This is a genomic window from Streptomyces sp. RerS4, assembly GCF_023515955.1.
Lineage (GTDB): Bacteria > Actinomycetota > Actinomycetes > Streptomycetales > Streptomycetaceae > Streptomyces.
Map to the genome: position 1 here is coordinate 3,460,319 of NZ_CP097322.1, position 17,759 is coordinate 3,478,077.

At 73.3% G+C, this 17,759-nt stretch carries 17 protein-coding genes; 2 read left to right on the plus strand and 15 right to left on the minus strand.

All coding sequences use genetic code 11. The annotated features are described in order from the left end of the window. Window positions 1–232: 232 nt before the first annotated feature. The 4 genes from M4D82_RS15870 to M4D82_RS15885 form a co-directional block, all read right to left on the minus strand. Complete coding sequence (locus tag M4D82_RS15870; RefSeq protein ID WP_249766674.1) at window positions 233–1,108, minus strand: alpha/beta hydrolase; 876 nt, start codon at window positions 1,106–1,108, stop codon at window positions 233–235. 200 nt (window positions 1,109–1,308) lie between these two features. After that, window positions 1,309–2,517, minus strand: a complete 1,209-nt coding sequence (gene kynU, locus M4D82_RS15875) for a kynureninase (protein ID WP_249766675.1) — start codon at window positions 2,515–2,517, stop codon at window positions 1,309–1,311. Further along, the gene (locus M4D82_RS15880; protein ID WP_249766676.1) at window positions 2,510–3,355 is read right to left on the minus strand and encodes a tryptophan 2,3-dioxygenase family protein; all 846 of its coding nucleotides are present in this window, start codon (window positions 3,353–3,355) and stop codon (window positions 2,510–2,512) included. The genes kynU and M4D82_RS15880 overlap by 8 nt, the downstream gene beginning before the upstream one ends. Window positions 3,356–3,483: 128 nt before the next feature. Further along, window positions 3,484–3,912, minus strand: a complete 429-nt coding sequence (locus M4D82_RS15885; RefSeq protein WP_249766677.1) for a DUF3151 domain-containing protein — start codon at window positions 3,910–3,912, stop codon at window positions 3,484–3,486. A gap of 172 nt (window positions 3,913–4,084) precedes the next feature. Between M4D82_RS15885 and M4D82_RS15890 the strand changes: the two genes are divergently transcribed. After that, on the plus strand, window positions 4,085–5,317 hold the full coding sequence (locus M4D82_RS15890) for an IS701 family transposase (protein ID WP_502989072.1): 1,233 nt from the start codon (window positions 4,085–4,087) through the stop codon (window positions 5,315–5,317). Here M4D82_RS15890 and M4D82_RS15895 read toward each other — a convergent pair. The 10 genes from M4D82_RS15895 to M4D82_RS15940 all read right to left on the minus strand — a co-directional run bounded on the left by M4D82_RS15895 (window position 5,310) and on the right by M4D82_RS15940 (window position 15,592). After that, window positions 5,310–7,274, minus strand: coding sequence for a helix-turn-helix domain-containing protein (locus M4D82_RS15895; protein WP_249766679.1), 1,965 nt, complete (start codon window positions 7,272–7,274; stop codon window positions 5,310–5,312). The genes M4D82_RS15890 and M4D82_RS15895 overlap by 8 nt on opposite strands. A gap of 151 nt (window positions 7,275–7,425) precedes the next feature. After that, window positions 7,426–8,145, minus strand: coding sequence for an AfsR/SARP family transcriptional regulator (locus M4D82_RS15900; RefSeq protein ID WP_249766680.1), 720 nt, complete (start codon window positions 8,143–8,145; stop codon window positions 7,426–7,428). A gap of 76 nt (window positions 8,146–8,221) precedes the next feature. Then, window positions 8,222–8,920, minus strand: a complete 699-nt coding sequence (locus M4D82_RS15905) for a ScbR family autoregulator-binding transcription factor (RefSeq protein ID WP_249766681.1) — start codon at window positions 8,918–8,920, stop codon at window positions 8,222–8,224. A 234-nt stretch (window positions 8,921–9,154) separates the two neighbouring features. Next, a complete protein-coding gene (gene fbaA, locus M4D82_RS15910) occupies window positions 9,155–10,177 on the minus strand; it encodes a class II fructose-bisphosphate aldolase (RefSeq protein WP_249766682.1) in 1,023 nt (340 codons plus the stop codon). A 184-nt stretch (window positions 10,178–10,361) separates the two neighbouring features. Then, entirely contained in the window at window positions 10,362–10,901 is a 540-nt protein-coding gene (pyrE, locus tag M4D82_RS15915) for an orotate phosphoribosyltransferase (protein ID WP_249766683.1), read from the minus strand. Window positions 10,902–10,922: 21 nt separating this feature from the next. Next, window positions 10,923–11,711 (minus strand): aldose epimerase family protein, encoded by a 789-nt coding sequence (locus M4D82_RS15920; RefSeq protein ID WP_249766684.1) that lies wholly within the window; start codon window positions 11,709–11,711, stop codon window positions 10,923–10,925. 48 nt (window positions 11,712–11,759) lie between these two features. After that, the gene (locus M4D82_RS15925) at window positions 11,760–12,680 is read right to left on the minus strand and encodes an SRPBCC family protein (RefSeq protein WP_249766685.1); all 921 of its coding nucleotides are present in this window, start codon (window positions 12,678–12,680) and stop codon (window positions 11,760–11,762) included. 140 nt (window positions 12,681–12,820) lie between these two features. Then, window positions 12,821–14,467 carry a polyamine aminopropyltransferase gene (locus M4D82_RS15930; protein WP_249766686.1) on the minus strand — a complete coding sequence of 549 codons (1,647 nt, stop codon included), beginning with the start codon at window positions 14,465–14,467 and terminating at the stop codon, window positions 12,821–12,823. 147 nt (window positions 14,468–14,614) lie between these two features. Beyond that, window positions 14,615–15,133: a DUF2617 family protein gene (locus tag M4D82_RS15935; RefSeq protein ID WP_249766687.1), complete on the minus strand. Its 519-nt coding sequence runs from the start codon at window positions 15,131–15,133 to the stop codon at window positions 14,615–14,617. Between the two features lie 297 nt (window positions 15,134–15,430). After that, the gene (locus M4D82_RS15940; protein ID WP_249766688.1) at window positions 15,431–15,592 is read right to left on the minus strand and encodes a hypothetical protein; all 162 of its coding nucleotides are present in this window, start codon (window positions 15,590–15,592) and stop codon (window positions 15,431–15,433) included. Between the two features lie 279 nt (window positions 15,593–15,871). Between M4D82_RS15940 and M4D82_RS15945 the strand changes: the two genes are divergently transcribed. After that, on the plus strand, window positions 15,872–17,068 hold the full coding sequence (locus tag M4D82_RS15945) for a pyridoxal phosphate-dependent aminotransferase (protein ID WP_249766689.1): 1,197 nt from the start codon (window positions 15,872–15,874) through the stop codon (window positions 17,066–17,068). A gap of 137 nt (window positions 17,069–17,205) precedes the next feature. Here M4D82_RS15945 and M4D82_RS15950 read toward each other — a convergent pair whose 3' ends face one another. Beyond that, window positions 17,206–17,751 carry a type III secretion system chaperone family protein gene (locus M4D82_RS15950; protein WP_249766690.1) on the minus strand — a complete coding sequence of 182 codons (546 nt, stop codon included), beginning with the start codon at window positions 17,749–17,751 and terminating at the stop codon, window positions 17,206–17,208. Between the last annotated feature and the right edge of the window lie 8 nt (window positions 17,752–17,759).

Here is a 17,759-nt window from a genome sequence, read left to right on the forward strand (position 1 = left end):
CCGATCGTCGTACAGGCCAACGGGCGCCGGCCGGTGTACTTCCTGATCGCCGTCGACAGCGCACAACACCGGCTCTGGCCACCCGGGTTCACGCGGCTCACCTCGGGCCCGCGCCGCAGCACCTACCTCCCCATCCCCTGCCTCGACGGCGTGTGGCCGCTCGCGTGGCGGTGTCCGCCGAGCGGGGAGGACGGTTCGTGCACGCGCTGCTGCTCCACCGCGCGGCCGGGCTCTACCAGGCGAGTTGGGAGATCTCCTCACAGACCACCGCGCACGCGTCGGCCGCCGGGTCGATCAACGGGAAGTGACCGACGCCCTCGACCATCGTCAGGCCGACCATCTCGCCCGCCTTCGCCGCCGCCGCCACGTACGACTCCGCCACCGCCGGCGGGACCACGATGTCCTCCCGCCCCTGCACCACGGCGGTGGCGATCCCCGTCGGCAGCAGCGCCGCAGGATCGGCGGACGGCAGCCGCTCGTCCCAGTACTCCGGACCGCCCAGCAGCTGCGCGGACGCGCCCCCGCACACACCCAGCCCCTCCGCCACCGCGAAGTCCGCGATGGGGGCCAGAGCCACCACGCCGCGCAACTCCGGCGGGGAAGGCAGCCTCCACGGGGACCCGTACGGCAGGACGTGCCGGGCGGCGGCCCACAGCGCGAGATGACCGCCCGCCGAGTGGCCCGTCACCACGGTCCGGCGGCAATCGGCCGACGGGAGCGCACCGGCAGCCAGCTCGGGCAGCGCGTCCATGGCGGCGGCGACGTCGTCGAAGGTCTCGGGCCAACGCCCCGCCACCGGCCCCTCCACGTCCTGGTGCGGCAGGGAACTCCCGCGCCGGTACTCGACGTTGGCGACGGCGAAACCCCGCCGGGCCAGCAGGTCCACGAACGGGGTGATGTGCTGCCGGTCGTACGGGGCCCGCCAGGCCCCGCCGTGCAGGACCACCACCAGCGGGGCGAGCGCGCCGACCCCGCCGCGCGGGCGGTAGAAGTCGATCACCTGGTCGGGGTGTTCCCCGTACGCGGCGCTCGCGTCGGGGGCGACCGGAGGGTGGGCGAACGCCGATGCGGCCTCGGCGGCGTCCCGTTCGACTGCGGGGTCCGTCATCGGGGCTCCACCTCTCGGTAACGAGTTACGCGTGGGACAGCGGGGTACAGCCGGGACAGATGTTCCGGTACGCCGGCAGAGCGGGACCGTATCAGGCCTGAACGCACCGTTCCGGGGCGGGACCGGGCCACGCGACGACGGGCGGGGCCGGAGCCCCGCCCGCCGAGTGCCGAGACGTTTCACTACGCCCCGCTACCGAGTCACCCGAAAATGTGACCCAGCGTGCGCGCCGCGCGCTCCGCGTCCGCGAAGGAGACATAGAGCGGGGTGAAGCCGAAACGCAGCACATCGGGGGCCCGGAAGTCCCCGATGACCCCGCGCGCGATCAGCTCGGTCATCACCGCGCGGGCGTTGGCCGTGCGCAGCGAGACCTGGCTGCCGCGCTCCGCGTGCGGCGCCGGGGTGACCGGCTCCACCGCGCCCTCGGGGACGTACGCCGCCACGCACTCCAGGAAGAAGTCCGTCAGCGCGAGGGACTTGGCCCGCACGTCGGCCACGTCCACGCCCTCCCACGCGCCGAGGGCCGCCTCCAGCGCGAGCATGGACAGGATGTCCGGGGTCCCGACGCGGGTCCGGGCGGCGCCCTGGGCGGGCTCGTACTCCGGGGTCATCGCGAAGGGCTCGACGTGGCTGTTCCAGCCGGGCAGCGGGGAATCGAAGGCGCCCTGGTGGCGCTGGGCGACGTAGATGTACGCCGGGGCGCCGGGGCCACCGTTGAGGTACTTGTACGTGCACCCCACCGCGAGGTCCACGTCGTGCGCGTCGAGGCCGACCGGCAGGGCGCCGGCCGAGTGGCACAGGTCCCACACGACGAGCGCGCCCGACGCGTGGGCCGCACGGGTGAGGGCGGGCAGGTCGTGGAGCCGGCCGGTGCGGTAGTCGACGTGGTTGAGGAGCACGACCGCCGTGGTGTCGGTCAGGTGCGCGGCCGCGTCGGACGGGTCGACCGGTACGACCTCCAGGCCGGTCAGCCGGGCGGCGGAGGCGGCGATGTAGCCGTCGGTGGGGAAGGTGGTGGCGTCGACGAGCATCCGGGTGCGGCCGGGGGCGGCGAGGCGGGCGGCGCCGACCAGGGCCTTGAACAGGTTGACGCTGGTGGAGTCGCCGACGGTGACCTGGCCGGGGGCCGCGCCGATCAGCGGGGCGATCAGGTCGCCGATCCGCTCGGGGGCGGTCCACCAGCCGCTCTCGTCCCAGGACCGGATGAGCAGCTCGCCCCACTGGCGGCGTACGACGTCCTCGACGGCCCCGGGAACGGCGGCGGGAAGCGCGCCGAGCGAGTTCCCGTCGAGGTAGACGAGGCCGTCGGGGAGGGCGAAACGGTCGCGGAGCTTGGCGAGGGGATCGGCGGTGTCGAGTGCGGCGGCGCGGGCCGCCAGGTCCGCGCCGCCGGGCGTCGTCTCAGACATGGCTGCGCGCCGTCCACAGCTCGGGGAAGACGTTCTTCTGGGCGCGCTTCTCCAGCCAGGTCACGCCGGCCGAGCCGCCCGTGCCGGTCTTGGCGCCCATCGCGCGGCGGGTGGCGACCAGGTGGTCGTTGCGCCAGCGCCAGACGAGCTCCGCGACGTCCGTGAGGACCTCGCCGAGGCGGTGCAGGTCGGGCGCGGCGTCCGGGTCGGCGTAGAGGCCCGTCCAGACGGCCTCGACCTCGGGCGAGGGCTCGTAGCGCAGCGCGAGGTCGCGCTCCAGGACCTCGCCGGGGACGGGCAGCCCGCGCCGGGCCAGCAGGCGGAGGGTCTCGTCGTAGAGGCTCGGCTCGTGGAGGGCCTTCTCCAGCTCGCCGTGCACGCGGGGGGCGCCCCGGTGCGGGACCAGCATCGACGCCGACTTCTCACCGAGCAGGAACTCCATGCGGCGGTACATCGCCGACTGGAAACCGGAACCCTCGCCGAGCGCGCCGCGATAGGCGTTGAACTGGGCGGGAGTGAGCTGGGCGAGGGGGCGCCAGGAGGCGTTCAGGGCCTCCAGCTCGCGAAGGGATCGCTTCAGCGCGTCCATCGCGACGGGGATGTCGTCCTCGCGCAGGGCGCGGGCGGCGGTCTCCCACTCGTGGACTATGACGGTGAACCACAGCTCCATGACCTGGGTGGTCACCAGGAACACCATCTCGCCCGGGTCGTCCGACCGGAGGTGCTGGAGGTGGGTGAGGACGTCCGCCTGGACGTAGTCCTCGTAGGGGGTGGTGCCGGCGAAGTCGAGGTTCGGGGCGTCCGAACCGGCTCCGGAGGCATCAAGGGCGTGCGACATTTCTGTCTCCTCGACACGTGCTTCCGGGTAGCGGTCCGCTCCTTCCGATGAGGTAAGTGGAGCCCCGGTCCCCTGCCTCGCATCATAAACAGGGGACGCGGAGCGCCTCTAGGGGAGACTTCGCGTGGTTATGCGGACGTGTCCTCGGCCAGCACGTTCGCGGCGGTCTCGGAGGAGTCGCGCAGGAACGTCGAGCAGCGCTCGAACTCCTCCTTCTCGCCGATCGCGCCGGCCGCGCGGGCCAGGGCGTTCAGCGCGCGCAGGAAGCCGCGGTTCGGCTCGTGCTCCCACGGCACCGGGCCGTGGCCCTTCCAGCCGGCGCGGCGCAGCGCGTCGAGGCCGCGGTGGTAGCCGGTACGGGCGTACGCGTACGACTCGATCGTGTTGCCGGCCGCGAAGGCGCGGTCCGCCAGGGCCGCCCAGGCGGCGGACGACGTCGGGTGGGCCGCGGCCACCTCGGCCGGGTCGGTGCCGGCGGCGAGGGCCTCGCGGGGCGCGGGCTCGTCGGGCAGGTGGGTGGGGGCGGGGCCCCCGAGCAGGTTCTGGTGAATCGACATGGGATCAGTGTGTACCGCCGACCGCGTCAACGGTGCGGGCGGGCGGGGTGGTGGGCAGCCCACCACGTATTCCCGAAGTGCGGTGCCCGGACCACCTCCCGGTGACGGGGGCCTTCGGCGGACGGTAGAGGGGCAATCGACGCACGCCAGGGGGAGGCATGACGTGAAAGCGATCGTGGACGGCGGTACGGCCGCGGGAACGCGTGATCCGGACCCGGCTCGGGATCCGGCGCGGGACCCGGCGCGGGATCGGGCGCGGGATCGGGCTCGGGAGGCCGCCGACGACCTGTGTTCCACCGTGTTCGCCTCGCTGCGCCGCAAGGACCAGCGGGAAAAGGGCCGCCAGTACGTCCAGGGGCTGCTGTCCCTGCCGGGCCGCAAGTCGATGCGGGGCATCGCGGGCCGCGTCGGCGGGTCGGCCGCCGAGCAGAGCATGCACCACTTCATCTCCGGCTCCACCTGGGACTGGGAACCCATCCGCGCCGCCCTCGGCGGCTTCCTGGAGGCCTCCACCCCGCTGACCGCGTGGGTGGCGCAGCCGATGGCGATCCCCAAGGGCGGCGAGCACTCGGTGGGCGTGGCGCACCGCTTCGACCCCCACCAGGGGCAGATGTTCCGGGGCCAGCAGGCCTTCGGCACGTGGTTCACCTCGGCCGCGCTCGTCAGCCCGGTCGGCTGGCGGATGTTCCTGCCCGGCGAGGAGCCCGAACGGGAGCCCCTGCGCGGCGCCGACCTCGCCGCGCGCGCCGCGTACGAGGAGTCCGCGTACGCCGAGTCGGCGGCGGCGGCCGTCATCGAGACGGTGCGGCGCGGCGCGGGAACGCCGCGCCCGGTGGTCCTCGACATCATGCGGATCGGCACCCGCTCGACGATGAACCGCTTCGCGGAAGCCGGACTGCCGGTCATCGCCCGCGTCAGCCCGACGACCCCGCTGCTGGTCACCGACCCGGCGCTGCCCGGCCACGGCGCGGGGGCCCGCTCGGCGCGGGAGATCCTCCAGTCGGTGAAGGGGCTGTGCACCCCGGTGGAGTGGACCGACCCGGACCCGGCGCACCCGACGGACCGGCATCGCCGCACCCTCGCGGTCGCCGTCCGCGTGATGATGCCGGACCCCTCCCCGGCCCGCCGCCGGCACCTGCTGCTGGTCGGGGAGTGGACGGACGCGCGCCGCCCGCCCTCGGGGATGTGGGTGACCGATCTCGTACGCCTCCCCGTGGGCCCGCTGCTGCGCCTGACGAAGCAGGGGCTGCGCGTCGGCCACGCCGCCGAGCACAGCGGCCGCGAGGCCGGTCTGCGCGACTTCGCGGGCCGGGGCCTGCCCGGCTGGCACCGGCACGTCACGCTGGCCTCCGTGGCGCACGCGGCCCGCGCCCTGGCGGGGACGGAGCGCTACCCGGTCACGTAGCTTCGGCGGCCCTGTCCGGAGCCGTGCGCCGGTCGTGCAGTGCCCGGCGCGCCTTGCGCAGGCGCAGCGCCATCTGGATCTCCAGCGCCCGGCCCGGCTTCTGCCACTCGGCGCCGAGCAGTTCGGCGATCCGCTCCAGCCGGCGCGAGACGGTGTTGGGGTGGACGTGCAGGGCCTCGGCGGCGTGGGTGGGGCTGGAGCCGGAGGCGAAGTAGGCCTCCAGGGTGCGCGTCAGCTCCGTCAGCCGGTCCGCGTCGTAGTCCAGGACGGGCCCGATGGTGGCGGCGATGAACGACTCCACGTCGTGGTCGGCGGACAACAGCAGTCCGAGGAAACCCAGTTCGCGCAGCGACGCGGTGCCGCCCACGCCGTCGAGCGCGGTCAGCGCGTCCAGGCAGCGCACGGCCTCCGCGTAGACCCGGGCCACCTCGCCGGGGCCGCCGGTGGGGCCGGCGGCGCCGGTGGACACGGCGTGGCCGAGCAGCGGTGACAGCTCGCCGGAGGCCCGGTGCGCGGCGGCGGAGGCGTCGGTTCCGGGCAGCACGAGCACGAGGCAGCCGCGCCGGACGCCCTTGAGCCCGCCCATCCGGTACGCGTACGAGGACGCCCAGGCGACGGCCTTGCCCAGCTCGCCGCCCTCGGGCCTGGCCACGACCACCACGTGCGGGCGGTCGAGGTCGATGCCGAGGCGTCGGGTGCGCTCCAACAGGTGCAGGTCGACGGAGTGCGGCCGGTCCAGCAGGTCGGCGAGGATCTCGTCGTGGACGGGCCCTTCGGCGGCGGCCGTGCCCCGCTGGATCAGCATCAGCGAGGCCACGGACTGGGCGGCCAGCTGGAGGAGGCGTACGTCCTCGTCGGCGAGCGGCGCCGAGGCGCTGAGCAGCAGCACGCCCAGGTCCTCGGCGCCCGCGAGGACGGGCGCCAGCCACAGGTCGCCGGGCAGCCGTACGGGCCACCGTTCGGTGAGCGCCTGGAGGGCGGCCTTGGTGACCGCGTCCTCGTCCAGGTCGGGCAGGTCCCCGGTGGCCGTCAGCGGCCGGCCGCCCGGGTCGCGGACCTGGAGTACGCCGTCCAGCGCGTCGGCGGTGGCACGGGCGAGGGTGGCGAGCCCGGCGCCGTCCAGGACGAGCCCGGCGAGGCGGGCGTGGCACTCCCACAGGTAACGGACCCGGGTCAGGGCGGTGTTGGTGCGCGAGCCGAACGCCTCCAGTTCGGTGACCTCGTCGCGGGTCTGCTCCAGCAGGCGGGCCTTCTCGATGGCGACGGCCGCGAGGTCGGCGAGGGAGAGCAGCATGCCGATCTCGTCGGGGGTGAACTCCCGTACGGAGCGGTCCGCTCCGTAGAGCGCGCCGAGGGTGGAGTCGCCCCGGCGCAGCGGGACGGCGATGATCGCGTGCAGGCCCTCCGCCCGGACGACGGCGTCGATGCCGGGGGCGTGGGCGATGCCCGGGTCGGCGAGGTAGTCGGCGGTCCACACCGGGGAGCGACGGACCTGGGCGATGCTGCCGAGGCCCCGGCCGGTGCCGAGTTCGAGGCCGACGTTGAGCGCGGTGGTCTCGCCCTCGGAGGTGCGGACGTACGCGGACCCGTTCGGGCGGGACAGCGACAGCCAGGCCATGTCGAAGCCGAGGAGCCGGCGGGCGCGGCGGGTGATCAGGCGCAGCAGGCCGTCGATGTCGTAGGGGGAGGTGAGGTCGTGGGCGGTGTCCACGAGGGCGGTGAGGGCGGCCTCGCGCTGCTTGTGGCGGCTGGCGCGGGCTCGTACCGAGCGGGCCAGTTCGACGGCCCGGGTCAGCTCGGCGAGGGCGGGTTCGTCGGCGCCGGCGGCGGCGCGGGCGCGGGCGCGGCCTTCGGCCAGGAGGTCGTCGTAGGCGCTCTGCGGGGCGTCCGCCGCGAGCAGTTCGAGTACGGCCAGGGGGGTGCTGCCGGCGTATCCCCCGTCGTCGCCCTCGCGCATGCACTGTCCCCCGTCCCCGGCCCGACCAGGCGTTTTCCGGCCCCGCCCCGAACCTAGGTTCCGGGCGGCGGGGGGTCAAGGCGGGGCGGGGGGAGGCGCGGACGGGCCGTCAGGATCCGGTCGTCGGGGGCCCGTCGTCAGGGGCTCGTAGTCAGCGGCGGGTCGCGCCCGCCAGGGTCAGCCCGGGGGGCGGTGGGGCGGCGCGCAGGGCCTCCGCGCGGGCCTCGACACGGGCTTCGGCGCGGCGCAGCGCGGTCAGGTAGGCGTCGCCGGGGTGGCGGCCGCCCGCGCCGCGCAGGCCGGCCAGTTCCAGTCGCAGTTCGCGGTACCGGCCGAGCGCGAGCTCCGCCTCGACCCACTGTCCGAGTGCCGCGAGCCGGTCGGCGTCGAGCACTGCGATCCGGCCGCCGAGCCAGTCCCCGGCGTCGATCCCGTCGAGCGCCGGGCCGGTCCACAGCGCGAGCGCCCGGCGCAGCCGCGACGCGGCCTGCTCGAAGTCGCCGCGCCCCATGGCCCGGTAGCCGGCGCCCGCCTCGCGCGCGAACTCGCGGACGTCGGAACGGCCGCCGCCGGTGTCGAGAAGATACCCGCCGGGACGTGTGGAGAGGACGGTCTCGGGAGTCCGTACCGAGCCGGCCCCCAGCGCTTCCGCGAAACGCTCGCGCAGGCGGCGTACGGCGGTGTGCAGGGCGCCCCGGGTGTGCTCGGGCGGGGTGCGGCGAGCCAGTTCGTCGGCGAGCACGGACACGGGCACCACCCGGTCGGGACAGGCCGCGAGGACCGCCAGGACGTGTCGGGACTCGGGCGTGGGCGCCGTGATGGGCACCCCGTTCTCGATGACCCGTGGTGCTCCGAGTACCTCAATGTCCACAGTTTTCCCCCTGGGCATGCGAGCGAAAAAATAATACCCGGAAGGATCTTTTTTGGAAGAACGCGCGAGGGACCGCTCACTCCCGTCCGGGCACGCCGTCGGCGCAGCCGATCTCGCACGGGTGACCGCCCCGCGGCCCGTACAGCGCCCGCGCGCCCCGCCCGGGGGCCGTGTCCAGCCGGATCGCCACCGCCGGCACCACCACGTTCGGCATCACGTGCGTGTACAGCTCCGACACCTGCGCGTCGAGGTCGAGGCGGAGCATCTGCGCCATGGTGTTGAGCCCCGCGTACGCGCCCACGACAAGCCGCGCCGGCACCACCGGGTCCACGTTCGGCAGCAGCTCCCCGCGCTCGCGCGCCTCGACCAGCACGGAGACGTGCTGATCGATCCAGGCCTGGTAGGGGGTGGCCTTGTCCAGTTCACGGCCCGCCTGGTCCAGGGTGAGCCGGGCGCTCGCCCGGATCAGCGTCTCGTGCCGCAGCCGGTGCGAGAACACCATGCCGATGTCCAGGAACTCCTGCGCCTTGTAGGCCTGCGGCAACACCGTCGGCGGCGAGGCGTTCTGCGCGTCGATGACGGCCTGGGCGAGGCCTTCCTTCGAGTCGAAGTGGAAGTACAGCGCTCCCTTGGTGACCTTCGCGATGTTGACGATGTCCGAGAGCTTGGCCCCGTCGTACCCGTGCTCCTCGAAGACCACGGCCGCCGCGTCCAGGATGGCCTGACGGGTGCGCACCGCCCGGTCCTGCTTCGCCTGGGGTCGCTCTGTCCTCATGGGGTGGGGTCGCCTCTCCTGGCCCGCCGGCGTTTACATTCCCACGGGTACGTTTTCTGTGCGTAGATTTCACACCATCGGGCGAGATCCGTCCAACGCCACAGCGCTCCTCCGTCAGATCGGGACGGGCACACGAACCGAGGGGGCCCACCGGCCCTCGCGGACCGATGGACCCCCTCCGGGTCCTCGCGGCGGCACGGCGGTGCCGGCGCGCGGTGTTGTGTCAGTGCGGTGTTACTTCAGCTTGGTGCCGGTGGAACGCAGGTCGGCGCAGGCGGCGGCGACGCGCTTGGCCATGCCGGCCTCGGCCAGCTTGCCCCAGGTGCGCGGGTCGTAGGTGGACTTCTTGCCGACCTCGCCGTCGACCTTCAGGACACCGTCGTAGTTGCGGAACATGTGGTCCGCGACCGGACGGGAGAAGGCGTACTGGGTGTCGGTGTCGAGGTTCATCTTCACGACGCCGTTCTCCAGCGCGGTGGCGATCTCCTCGGCCGTGGAGCCCGAACCGCCGTGGAAGACGAAGTCGAACGGGGAGGCCTTGCCGAACTTCTCCGCGACACCGGCCTGGAGGTCCTTGAGCAGCTCGGGGCGCAGGACGACGTTGCCCGGCTTGTAGACGCCGTGCACGTTGCCGAAGGAGGCGGCCAGCAGGTAGCGGCCCTTCTCGCCCAGGCCCAGGGCCTCGGCGGTACGGATCGCGTCGTCGACGGTGGTGTACAGCTCGTCGTTGATCTCGTGGCTGACGCCGTCCTCCTCGCCGCCGGTCGGGGTGATCTCGACCTCAAGGATGATCTTCGCGGCGGCGGCCTTGGCGAGCAGCTCCTGACCGATGGCCAGGTTGTCGGCCAGGGTCTCGGCGGAGCCGTCCCACATGTGCGACTGGAAGAGCGGGTTCAGACCACGGGCCACGCGCTCGGCGGACACCTCCAGGAGCGGACGTACGTAGCCGTCCAGCTTGTCCTTGGGGCAGTGGTCCGTGTGCAGCGCGACGGTGATGTCGTACTTGGCGGCGACGACGTGCGCGAACTCGGCCAGGGCGACCGCGCCCGTGACCATGTCCTTGTTGTACTGGCCGCCCAGGAACTCGGCACCGCCGGTGGAGATCTGGATGATGCCGTCGCTCTCGGCCTCGGCGAAGCCGCGCAGCGCCGCGTGCAGGGTCTGCGTCGACGTCACGTTGATGGCCGGGTAGGCGAACTTGCCTGCCTTCGCCCGGTCGAGCATCTCGTTGTAGATCTCGGGGGTTGCGATGGGCATCTGTCCGCTCCTTGGTTGTGCGGGGAAGGGTGCTGATTGCGGGCCCTGACCTGGGGGCGACGTCATCGTCGCCCCCATCTTTCCAGACTCCGCGCGACACTCCACCCCCCTCACCACACACAGGGAGTGCGAAGCGGGCGGAGTGTTTCACGTGAAACACTCCGCCCACCCCGAAAAGGGCAGGTCAGGAAAGGCCCAGGTCGCCCAGCCGGTAGCCGGTCAGGTACGGGAGCCCGGCGGCGGCGATGGCGTCCGCCGCACCCCGGTCCACGATCGTGGCGACGGCGACGACCTCGCCGCCCGCCTCGCGGACGGCCTCGACGGCCGTCAGCGGGGATCCACCGGTGGTCGAGGTGTCCTCGACGACGAGGCAGCGCTTGCCCTTCACGTCGGTGCCCTCGATGCGGCGCTGCATGCCGTGGGCCTTCTGCGCCTTGCGCACGACGAAGGCGTCCAGGCGCTCACCGCGCGCGGCGGAGGCGTGCAGCATCGACGTGGCGACCGGGTCGGCGCCGAGGGTCAGGCCGCCGACGCAGTCGAAGTCGAGGTCGGCGGTCAGGTCGAGCATGACCTGACCGACGAGCGGGGCGGCCTCGCCGTCGAGGGTGATGCGACGGAGGTCGATGTAGTAGTCGGCCTCACGGCCGGAGGAGAGGGTCACCTTGCCGTGCACGACGGCCTTGTCCTTGATCTGCTGCAGAAGCGCATCGCGTACGTCAGTCATGCCGTCGAGCTTAAAGGGGTGCTACCCGAGCCGGCGCCAGGTCCACGTGGTGGAGACCTCCAGCGGGTCGACCGGCGTGACCAGGCGCGGGAGGGTGTTCAGGCCGTTCGGCGGACCGGACTGGGGCTCCACGCAGACCGCCTCGTCCTGCTCGTCGTAGACGACCACCCATTCGGCCGGGCTGGCGATGTTCAGCGCGAGCTGTCCGGGCCAGGTGAGGGTGACGTCGACCCCCTCGGGCATCCCGAAGCAGTCGTCCCAGGGGCCGGGGGTGGGGTCGATGCGGCGGCCGGTGGGGAGGTGGTCGTCGCCGCGCTCCTCCTGCCACGCCGGCTCGAAGGCGATCCGGGCCGGTTCCCCGCCGTCCGTCAGGACCCGGTTGAACCACGGGTGCCAGCCCGCCTGCGCCGGGAAGGAGTCCTGGTACGTCTCCACGCCCATGGTGATCGTCAGCGCGTCCTCGCCCAGCTCGAAGATCTGCGTCACCCGGCCGGCGTGGGGCCACGGGTCGGTGAGGTCGTACGTGAAGACCGCCTCGGTGTCGGTGACCCGCGCGGGCTTCCAGGGCGCGTTGCGGCCGAGGCCGTGAATGGCGTGCGGGGGGTGGTTCAGGGGCATCTGGTGGACGGCCGCGCCGTCGCGGAACCGGCCGTTCTCGATGCGCCCGCACCAGGGGACCATCGGGAAGGCCCCGAAGTGCGGGCCTTGGCGCAGCAGCTCGATGCCGTCGACGCGCAGGGCGCTGATCCGGCAGCCGTTCTCCTGATCGATGGTGATGTCGGCGCCGCCGGCGCTCAGTCGCGTAGTCATACGGTGACCCTACGGCGGCCTGATCAACAAGGCCTAGCGAAGCCCAAGCTAGCGGCGGCGGCGCAGTGCCCTGCCGACGACGACGGCCGAGGCCAGGGCGAGGGCGGCGGCCGGGGCGATCCAGCGCATGCCGGGGCCGGTGGAGGCGGCGGAGGGCGCCGGGACCGGGGCGTAACGGCCGCGCGGGGGCGCGTGGTCGACCTCCTCGGCGCTGCGGCCGATCATCGTGCGGCGGGCGTGGGCGGCCTCGGCCGGGGGCCGCGTGGGCGGGGCGGGCTCGCCGGCGCCGGCGTCGGCTTCGGTGAAGCCCGATTCCAGGAAGGGGTCGAGGGAGGGGGGCGGCACCTCGACGTCGAACACGGAGGCGGCGTCGGCGTCCTTCGCGGCGGAGCCCCCGGGTTCCCCGGGTTCCCCGGGTTCCCCGGGTTCCGCGGCATCCTCGGCGGCGGCCTCCAGCGCCGCTTCCGCTTCTTCCGCCTCCGCCACCGGGTCGCGCAGCTCCGAGTCCTCCTCGCGGCTGCCCGGGACCACGGGGCCCGCGCCCGCCTCGGCGGCGAGGTTCGCGGTGAAGCGGTCCAGCAGCCGCCCGAGGGCGGTGACGGTGGCCTCCGGCTCGAAGGCGGCGGCCCGGCCGTCGGCGTCGGCCCCGCCGGTGAACTCCAGCCGGGTCCCGCCGTCGTGCGGGACCAGCCGCACCCCGACCGAGACGGTGACCGTGCCGCTGCCCCGGACCTCGGTGCCGCCGCCCTCGACGGTGAAGTGCTCGGGGGAACGCTCGGTGACGGTCAAGGCGCCCCGGTAGGTGACGGTGTGCCCGCCGACCCGCACCCGCAGCCGCCCCGTCACCGACCCGGAGGCGTCCCCGGCGTCGTGCTGGAGCCCCGGTACGCAGCGGGCCACCCGGGCGGGGTCGCGCAGCGCGGCACGGAGGTCTTCTGCCGGGACCGGAACGAACACCTGATGCTCCATGCGGACGAGCCTACCGAGGGAGTGCCGTCAAAGTAGCGTCGTCCGCGCGCCGGGCAGACGATCCTTTGACGGCACGACCCAGGACGAGCCGCCGGTGGACACGGACACGACGCCGGTCGCGAAGCGGACTGCGCGGGCGGTCAGGTGTAGCGGGGGTGCGGCAGCGTCGAGGGCGGCATCCCGCCGGCGGGGCGGACGCGGGCGGCGTCCCGGGCCGCGTCCTGGAGGGCCCGGGTGGACACGGCGCGCAGGGCGGGCGTGTCGCGGTCGACCCGCAGCTCGGGCACCCGGTCCAGGGCGGCGAGGACGAAGCCCCAGTCCTGCGGCGGCGCGCCCACGGCCCCGCCGGGGGTGCGGTCGGGGCCGGCGGCGAAGCCGGAGAGCCGGCCGCCCGCGCTGTACGGGGAGGTGAGCAGCCCGGCCGCGCGGAGGGTGGATTCGACGGTCCAGTACGTACGCGGTCGCGTGGCCAGGGGCCCCGCGTGCACCGCGAGACGCCCGCCGGGCTTGAGGGCCCGTGCGGCGAGCCCGTAGAACTCCTGCGAGTACAGCTTCGTGCTGGGGGTGATGCCGGGGTCGGGCAGGTCGGAGACGATGACGTCGAAGCGGTCCCCGGCGGCCGGTCCCCGCAACCAGGCGAAGGCGTCCTGGGTGACGACCCCGAGGCGGGGGTCCTCGAAGGCGCGGTCGTTGAGCGCGGACAGCATCGGGTCGGTGCGGGCGAGGCGGACCACTGCGGGGTCGAGTTCGACGACGGTGACGGAGGCGACGTCGCGGTAGCGCAGCACCTCGCGCGCGGCGAGTCCGTCGCCGCCGCCGAGGACCAGGACGCGGGCGTGCGCGCCGGTCATCGCGGGGTGGACCAGCGCCTCGTGGTAGCGGTACTCGTCGTATCCGCTGACCCGCAGCCGCCCGTCGAGGTACAGGTCGAGGGAGCGGGGCGAGCCCCCGGACGGGCCGGTCAGGACCAGCTCCTGCACCCCGGTCTGGACGGCGACCCGTACTTCGCCGCCGTAGACGGCGCGCCGGGCGACGCGCTCGAAGTCGCCCACGAACAGGGTCGCGGAGGCGAGGACGGCCAGGACCGTGGCGTTCGCGGCGACGAGCAGCCGGCGACAGCGCGGGGTCAGGTCGCGGCGGAACAGCCACAGGACGAGCGCACCGCCCATGACGGCGTTGACGGCGCCGGTCACCATGGCGCCGATGAGCTGCCCGAACACCGGCAGCAGCAGGAAGGGGAAGGCGAGTCCGCCGATCAGGGCGCCCACGTAGTCGGCGGCGAACAGGTCGGCGACGGCGCCGCCCGCGTCCTGCCGGCGGATCCGCTGGATGAGGACCATCAGCAGCGGGATCTCGGCGCCGATGAGCACGCCGATGGTGAAGGAGAAGGCGACGAGCGCCGTCCTGGACTCCCCCAGCCACGCGAAACTCGCGTACAGGGCCATGGCGGAGAGCCCGCCGAGCAGCGCGAGGCCGGCCTCGATGACGCCGAAGCCGAAGGCGGGCCGCCGGCGCAGCCGTTTGGCGAGCAGGGAACCGACGCCCATGGCGAAGACCATGACGGACAGCACGACGGACGCCTGCGTGACCGAATCGCCGATGAGGTACGAGCCGAGGGCGAGCAGTTCCAGCTCGTACACGAGCCCGCAGGCGGCACACACGAACACCGTGGCCAGGACGAGCAGTCGGCCGGTCCGGGGGTGTACGGGCAGGGCGGCCGGGACGGTCTGCACCCCCCGCGGATCCGGCGCCGGGAGCACCCCGCGGGGGGCGGAACGGTCGATCATGCAGCGAACCGTACGTCACCACCCACCCGCACCATGTCACCCACATGGGTGCAACTGCCGCACGCGCCCGGCCAGTTGGGTTAACGCCTGGTCGCCACCGCGGCCAACACCGCGGTCCACGCCCCCACGGCAGCCCGCGGGTCGGCCCTATACGGGCGCCCCCATCCGCACCCCGACCCGCGTACGGGTGGCGACCAGCTGCCCTTCCTGCGGGTACGCGTGCCAGGTCCGCCAACGCACCTGCCCCTCATGGCGCTGCACGAGCAGCGCGGTGAAGGCGTGCGGGCTGCCCGGAAAGGTGCCGGCTAGCCCGTTCGGGTGATCCGCGACCAGGGCGAGGAGTTCCTGCGCACGCCCGGCGAACGAGCCGCGCGAGAGGGTCTCGACACGCGCGGCGAACTCGTACTCCCAGTCGCCCACCCGCTTCGCCACGCCGAGCGGCAGCGGTGTGCTGCTGCCGGGCATACAGGCGACGGTCTCCGAACAGAGCACCGCGCCCTCCTCCAGAAGCACCTGGTGAGAGGCCCCGAGCAGGCGCAACTCCACCTTGGCGTCCGCGAGCTGGAGGTTCAGTACGGCCAAGGCGGGCAGCCGGTCCCGTCCCAGGGCCCAGGCGAGATCGGCGGCACGCGTGTCGGTATAGGTGGTCTGGAGGGTCGTGAGCATGAGTCGGCTCCGCAAACGCGCGAGGGAGATGGGCCGGGGCCCGCCAGCGGTAGTCAACGGGTGGGGGGACACCGGCACGGGTCCACAGGAAGTCCAGGGAGGTCCGAGGACTGGTCTACTCAACCGAGGGAATCATGAAAGGCACGGCACTCACAGCGTTTTTACCCAACTTGACGGGGTTTACATCCCCCCGGGGGCTACCCGGTTCACGTGTTCAACAACATCCCGCCCGTACGCCGTAACGCCGAGCCGAACAACAGGACGCACAAGGGCAGTTGTGCCCCCGTAGCGCCCTGTTCACGCAGGTCCGACCCCCCTCAGTGTCAGCTCCCGCCGCATCCCCCGCCACCGCAGGAGGACGACGACGAGGACGAGGAACCACACGACGATGAGGAACCGCAGGAGGACGACGAGGAACCGCAGGTCGCGGACGAACCGCCGGCGGTGCCCGCCACCCACCAGCCGCCGTCGCCACTCCCACCGCGCGACGCGCCGCTCTTGCCGAGGCCCACGGACCCGCGCCCGCGCTTGGCGGCCCGGACGGCCACCGCGACGATTCCCCCCACGACCACGACACCGACCACAACGAGTACAACGGCGACGACCATGTCCTGGCCCCCTCTCTCTGAACGCCCCGGTCCCCGGGGCCCGGGTCCCCTGATCCCGGCGTGTCGCAGTGATGCCCTCGGCGCGATCCGGCCAAAGCACACTTGAGCAACTCCAGAGGTTCCCCCCAGGATGACGCCCATGACCGCACCCGCGAGCAGCAGCCGTCCCTTCCTCAACCGCCGTCTGGCGCCCTTCGGCACCACGATCTTCGCGGAGATGTCCGCCCTGGCCGCCCGCACCGGGTCGATCAACCTGGGCCAGGGCTTCCCCGACACCGACGGGCCCGCCGAGATCGCCGAGGCGGCCGTGCGCGCCATCCGCGACGGCCGCGGCAACCAGTACCCGCCGGGCCCCGGCGTCCCCGAGCTGCGTACGGCGATCGCCGCGCACCAGGAGCGCTTCCACGGGCTCTCGTACGACCCGGACACCGAGGTCCTGGTCACCGCCGGCGCCACCGAGGCCATCGCCGCCGCCCTCCTCGGCCTGCTGGAGCCGGGCGACGAGGTCATCGCCCTGGAGCCCTACTACGACTCCTACGCCGCCTGCATCGCGATGGCGGGCGCGCACCGCGTCCCGCTCACCTTGCGCGCCCCGCACTTCCGCCCCGACCTGGACGCCCTGCGCGACGCGATCACCCCGCGCACCCGCCTGCTCCTGCTGAACACCCCGCACAACCCGACGGGCACCGTCCTGACCCGCGAGGAACTCGCCGTGATCGCCGAGCTGGCGATCGAGCGGGACCTGCTCGTGGTCACCGACGAGGTCTACGAGCACCTCGTCTTCGAGGGCGCCCACGTCCCGCTCGCGTCCCTGCCCGGCATGCGCGAGCGCACCGTGACCATCTCCAGCGCCGGCAAGACGTTCTCCTTCACCGGCTGGAAGGTCGGCTGGGTCACCGCCCCGCCCGCCCTCGTCGGCGCGGTCCGCTCGGCGAAGCAGTTCCTGACGTACGTCTCCTCCGGCCCCTTCCAGTACGCCGTCGCCGAGGCCCTCGCCCTGCCCGACGCCTACTACGAGGACTTCCGCCAGGACCTCGCCGCCAAGCGCGACCTCCTCGCCGGGGGCCTGGAAGCCGCCGGCTTCGACGTCTTCCGCCCCCAGGGCACGTACTTCATCACCACCGACATCGCCCCCCTCGGCGAGAAGGACGGCCTCGCCTTCTGCCGCGCCCTGCCCGAACGCTGCGGCGTCGTCGCCATCCCGAACCAGGTCTTCTACGACGACCCCACCGCCGGCGCCACCCAGGTCCGCTGGGCCTTCTGCAAACGCCCGGAAATCCTCCACCAGGCCGTGGCCCGCCTCGCCCGGCTCCGGCCCGGGAAGTAGCGGCGTCGGGCGGAGCACGGCGAGAGCCCGGTCGCGCGCCGCGGTCGGGGGGACCGGGGGCGGGGCCGGGCTCTCGTACGGTTACGGGGTGTATCCGCCGCTCGTGGCGCGGGTACCTCCGTGAGGGCGGGGGCCGATCAGTTGGCGTCGCCTTCGTCGTTCTTCTCGTCACCCTCGGCGGAGTCGACTTCCTTCTCCAGCCCGAGCTGCTCGATGAGCCACTTGTCGAACTCGATCGAGGCACGGACCCAGCTCACCGTGGAGGACACGAAGTGCTCCAGGTTGACGCCGGTGCCGATCAGCATCTGGGCTTCGCCGATGAGGCGGACGGAGCCGTCATCGTGGGTGTGGCTGTAGACCTTGGGCCACAGGGTGCGGCGGTTCCAGTCGTCGATGGACTCCAGGAGCTGCGGCTTGTCGTCGATCGCGTGCGGACGGTCGTAGAAGGTCCGCACGGAGAAGACCTGCTGCTCGTCCTCGCCGCGGAACATGAAGTACGTCCGGAAGTCCTCCCACGGCGCCGCGAGGTCACCCTCGTCGTCGACGACGTACTTGAGCTCCATCTGCTCCAGGAGCTGCTTGACGAGCTCCTGGTCGGGGACGACGGGGCCCGCCGGTCCTGTGGCCTGAGGTTCGGGCTGCTGCCCCCCGAAGTTCGGAATCGAGGCCGGGTCGATGCTCACCGTGTACT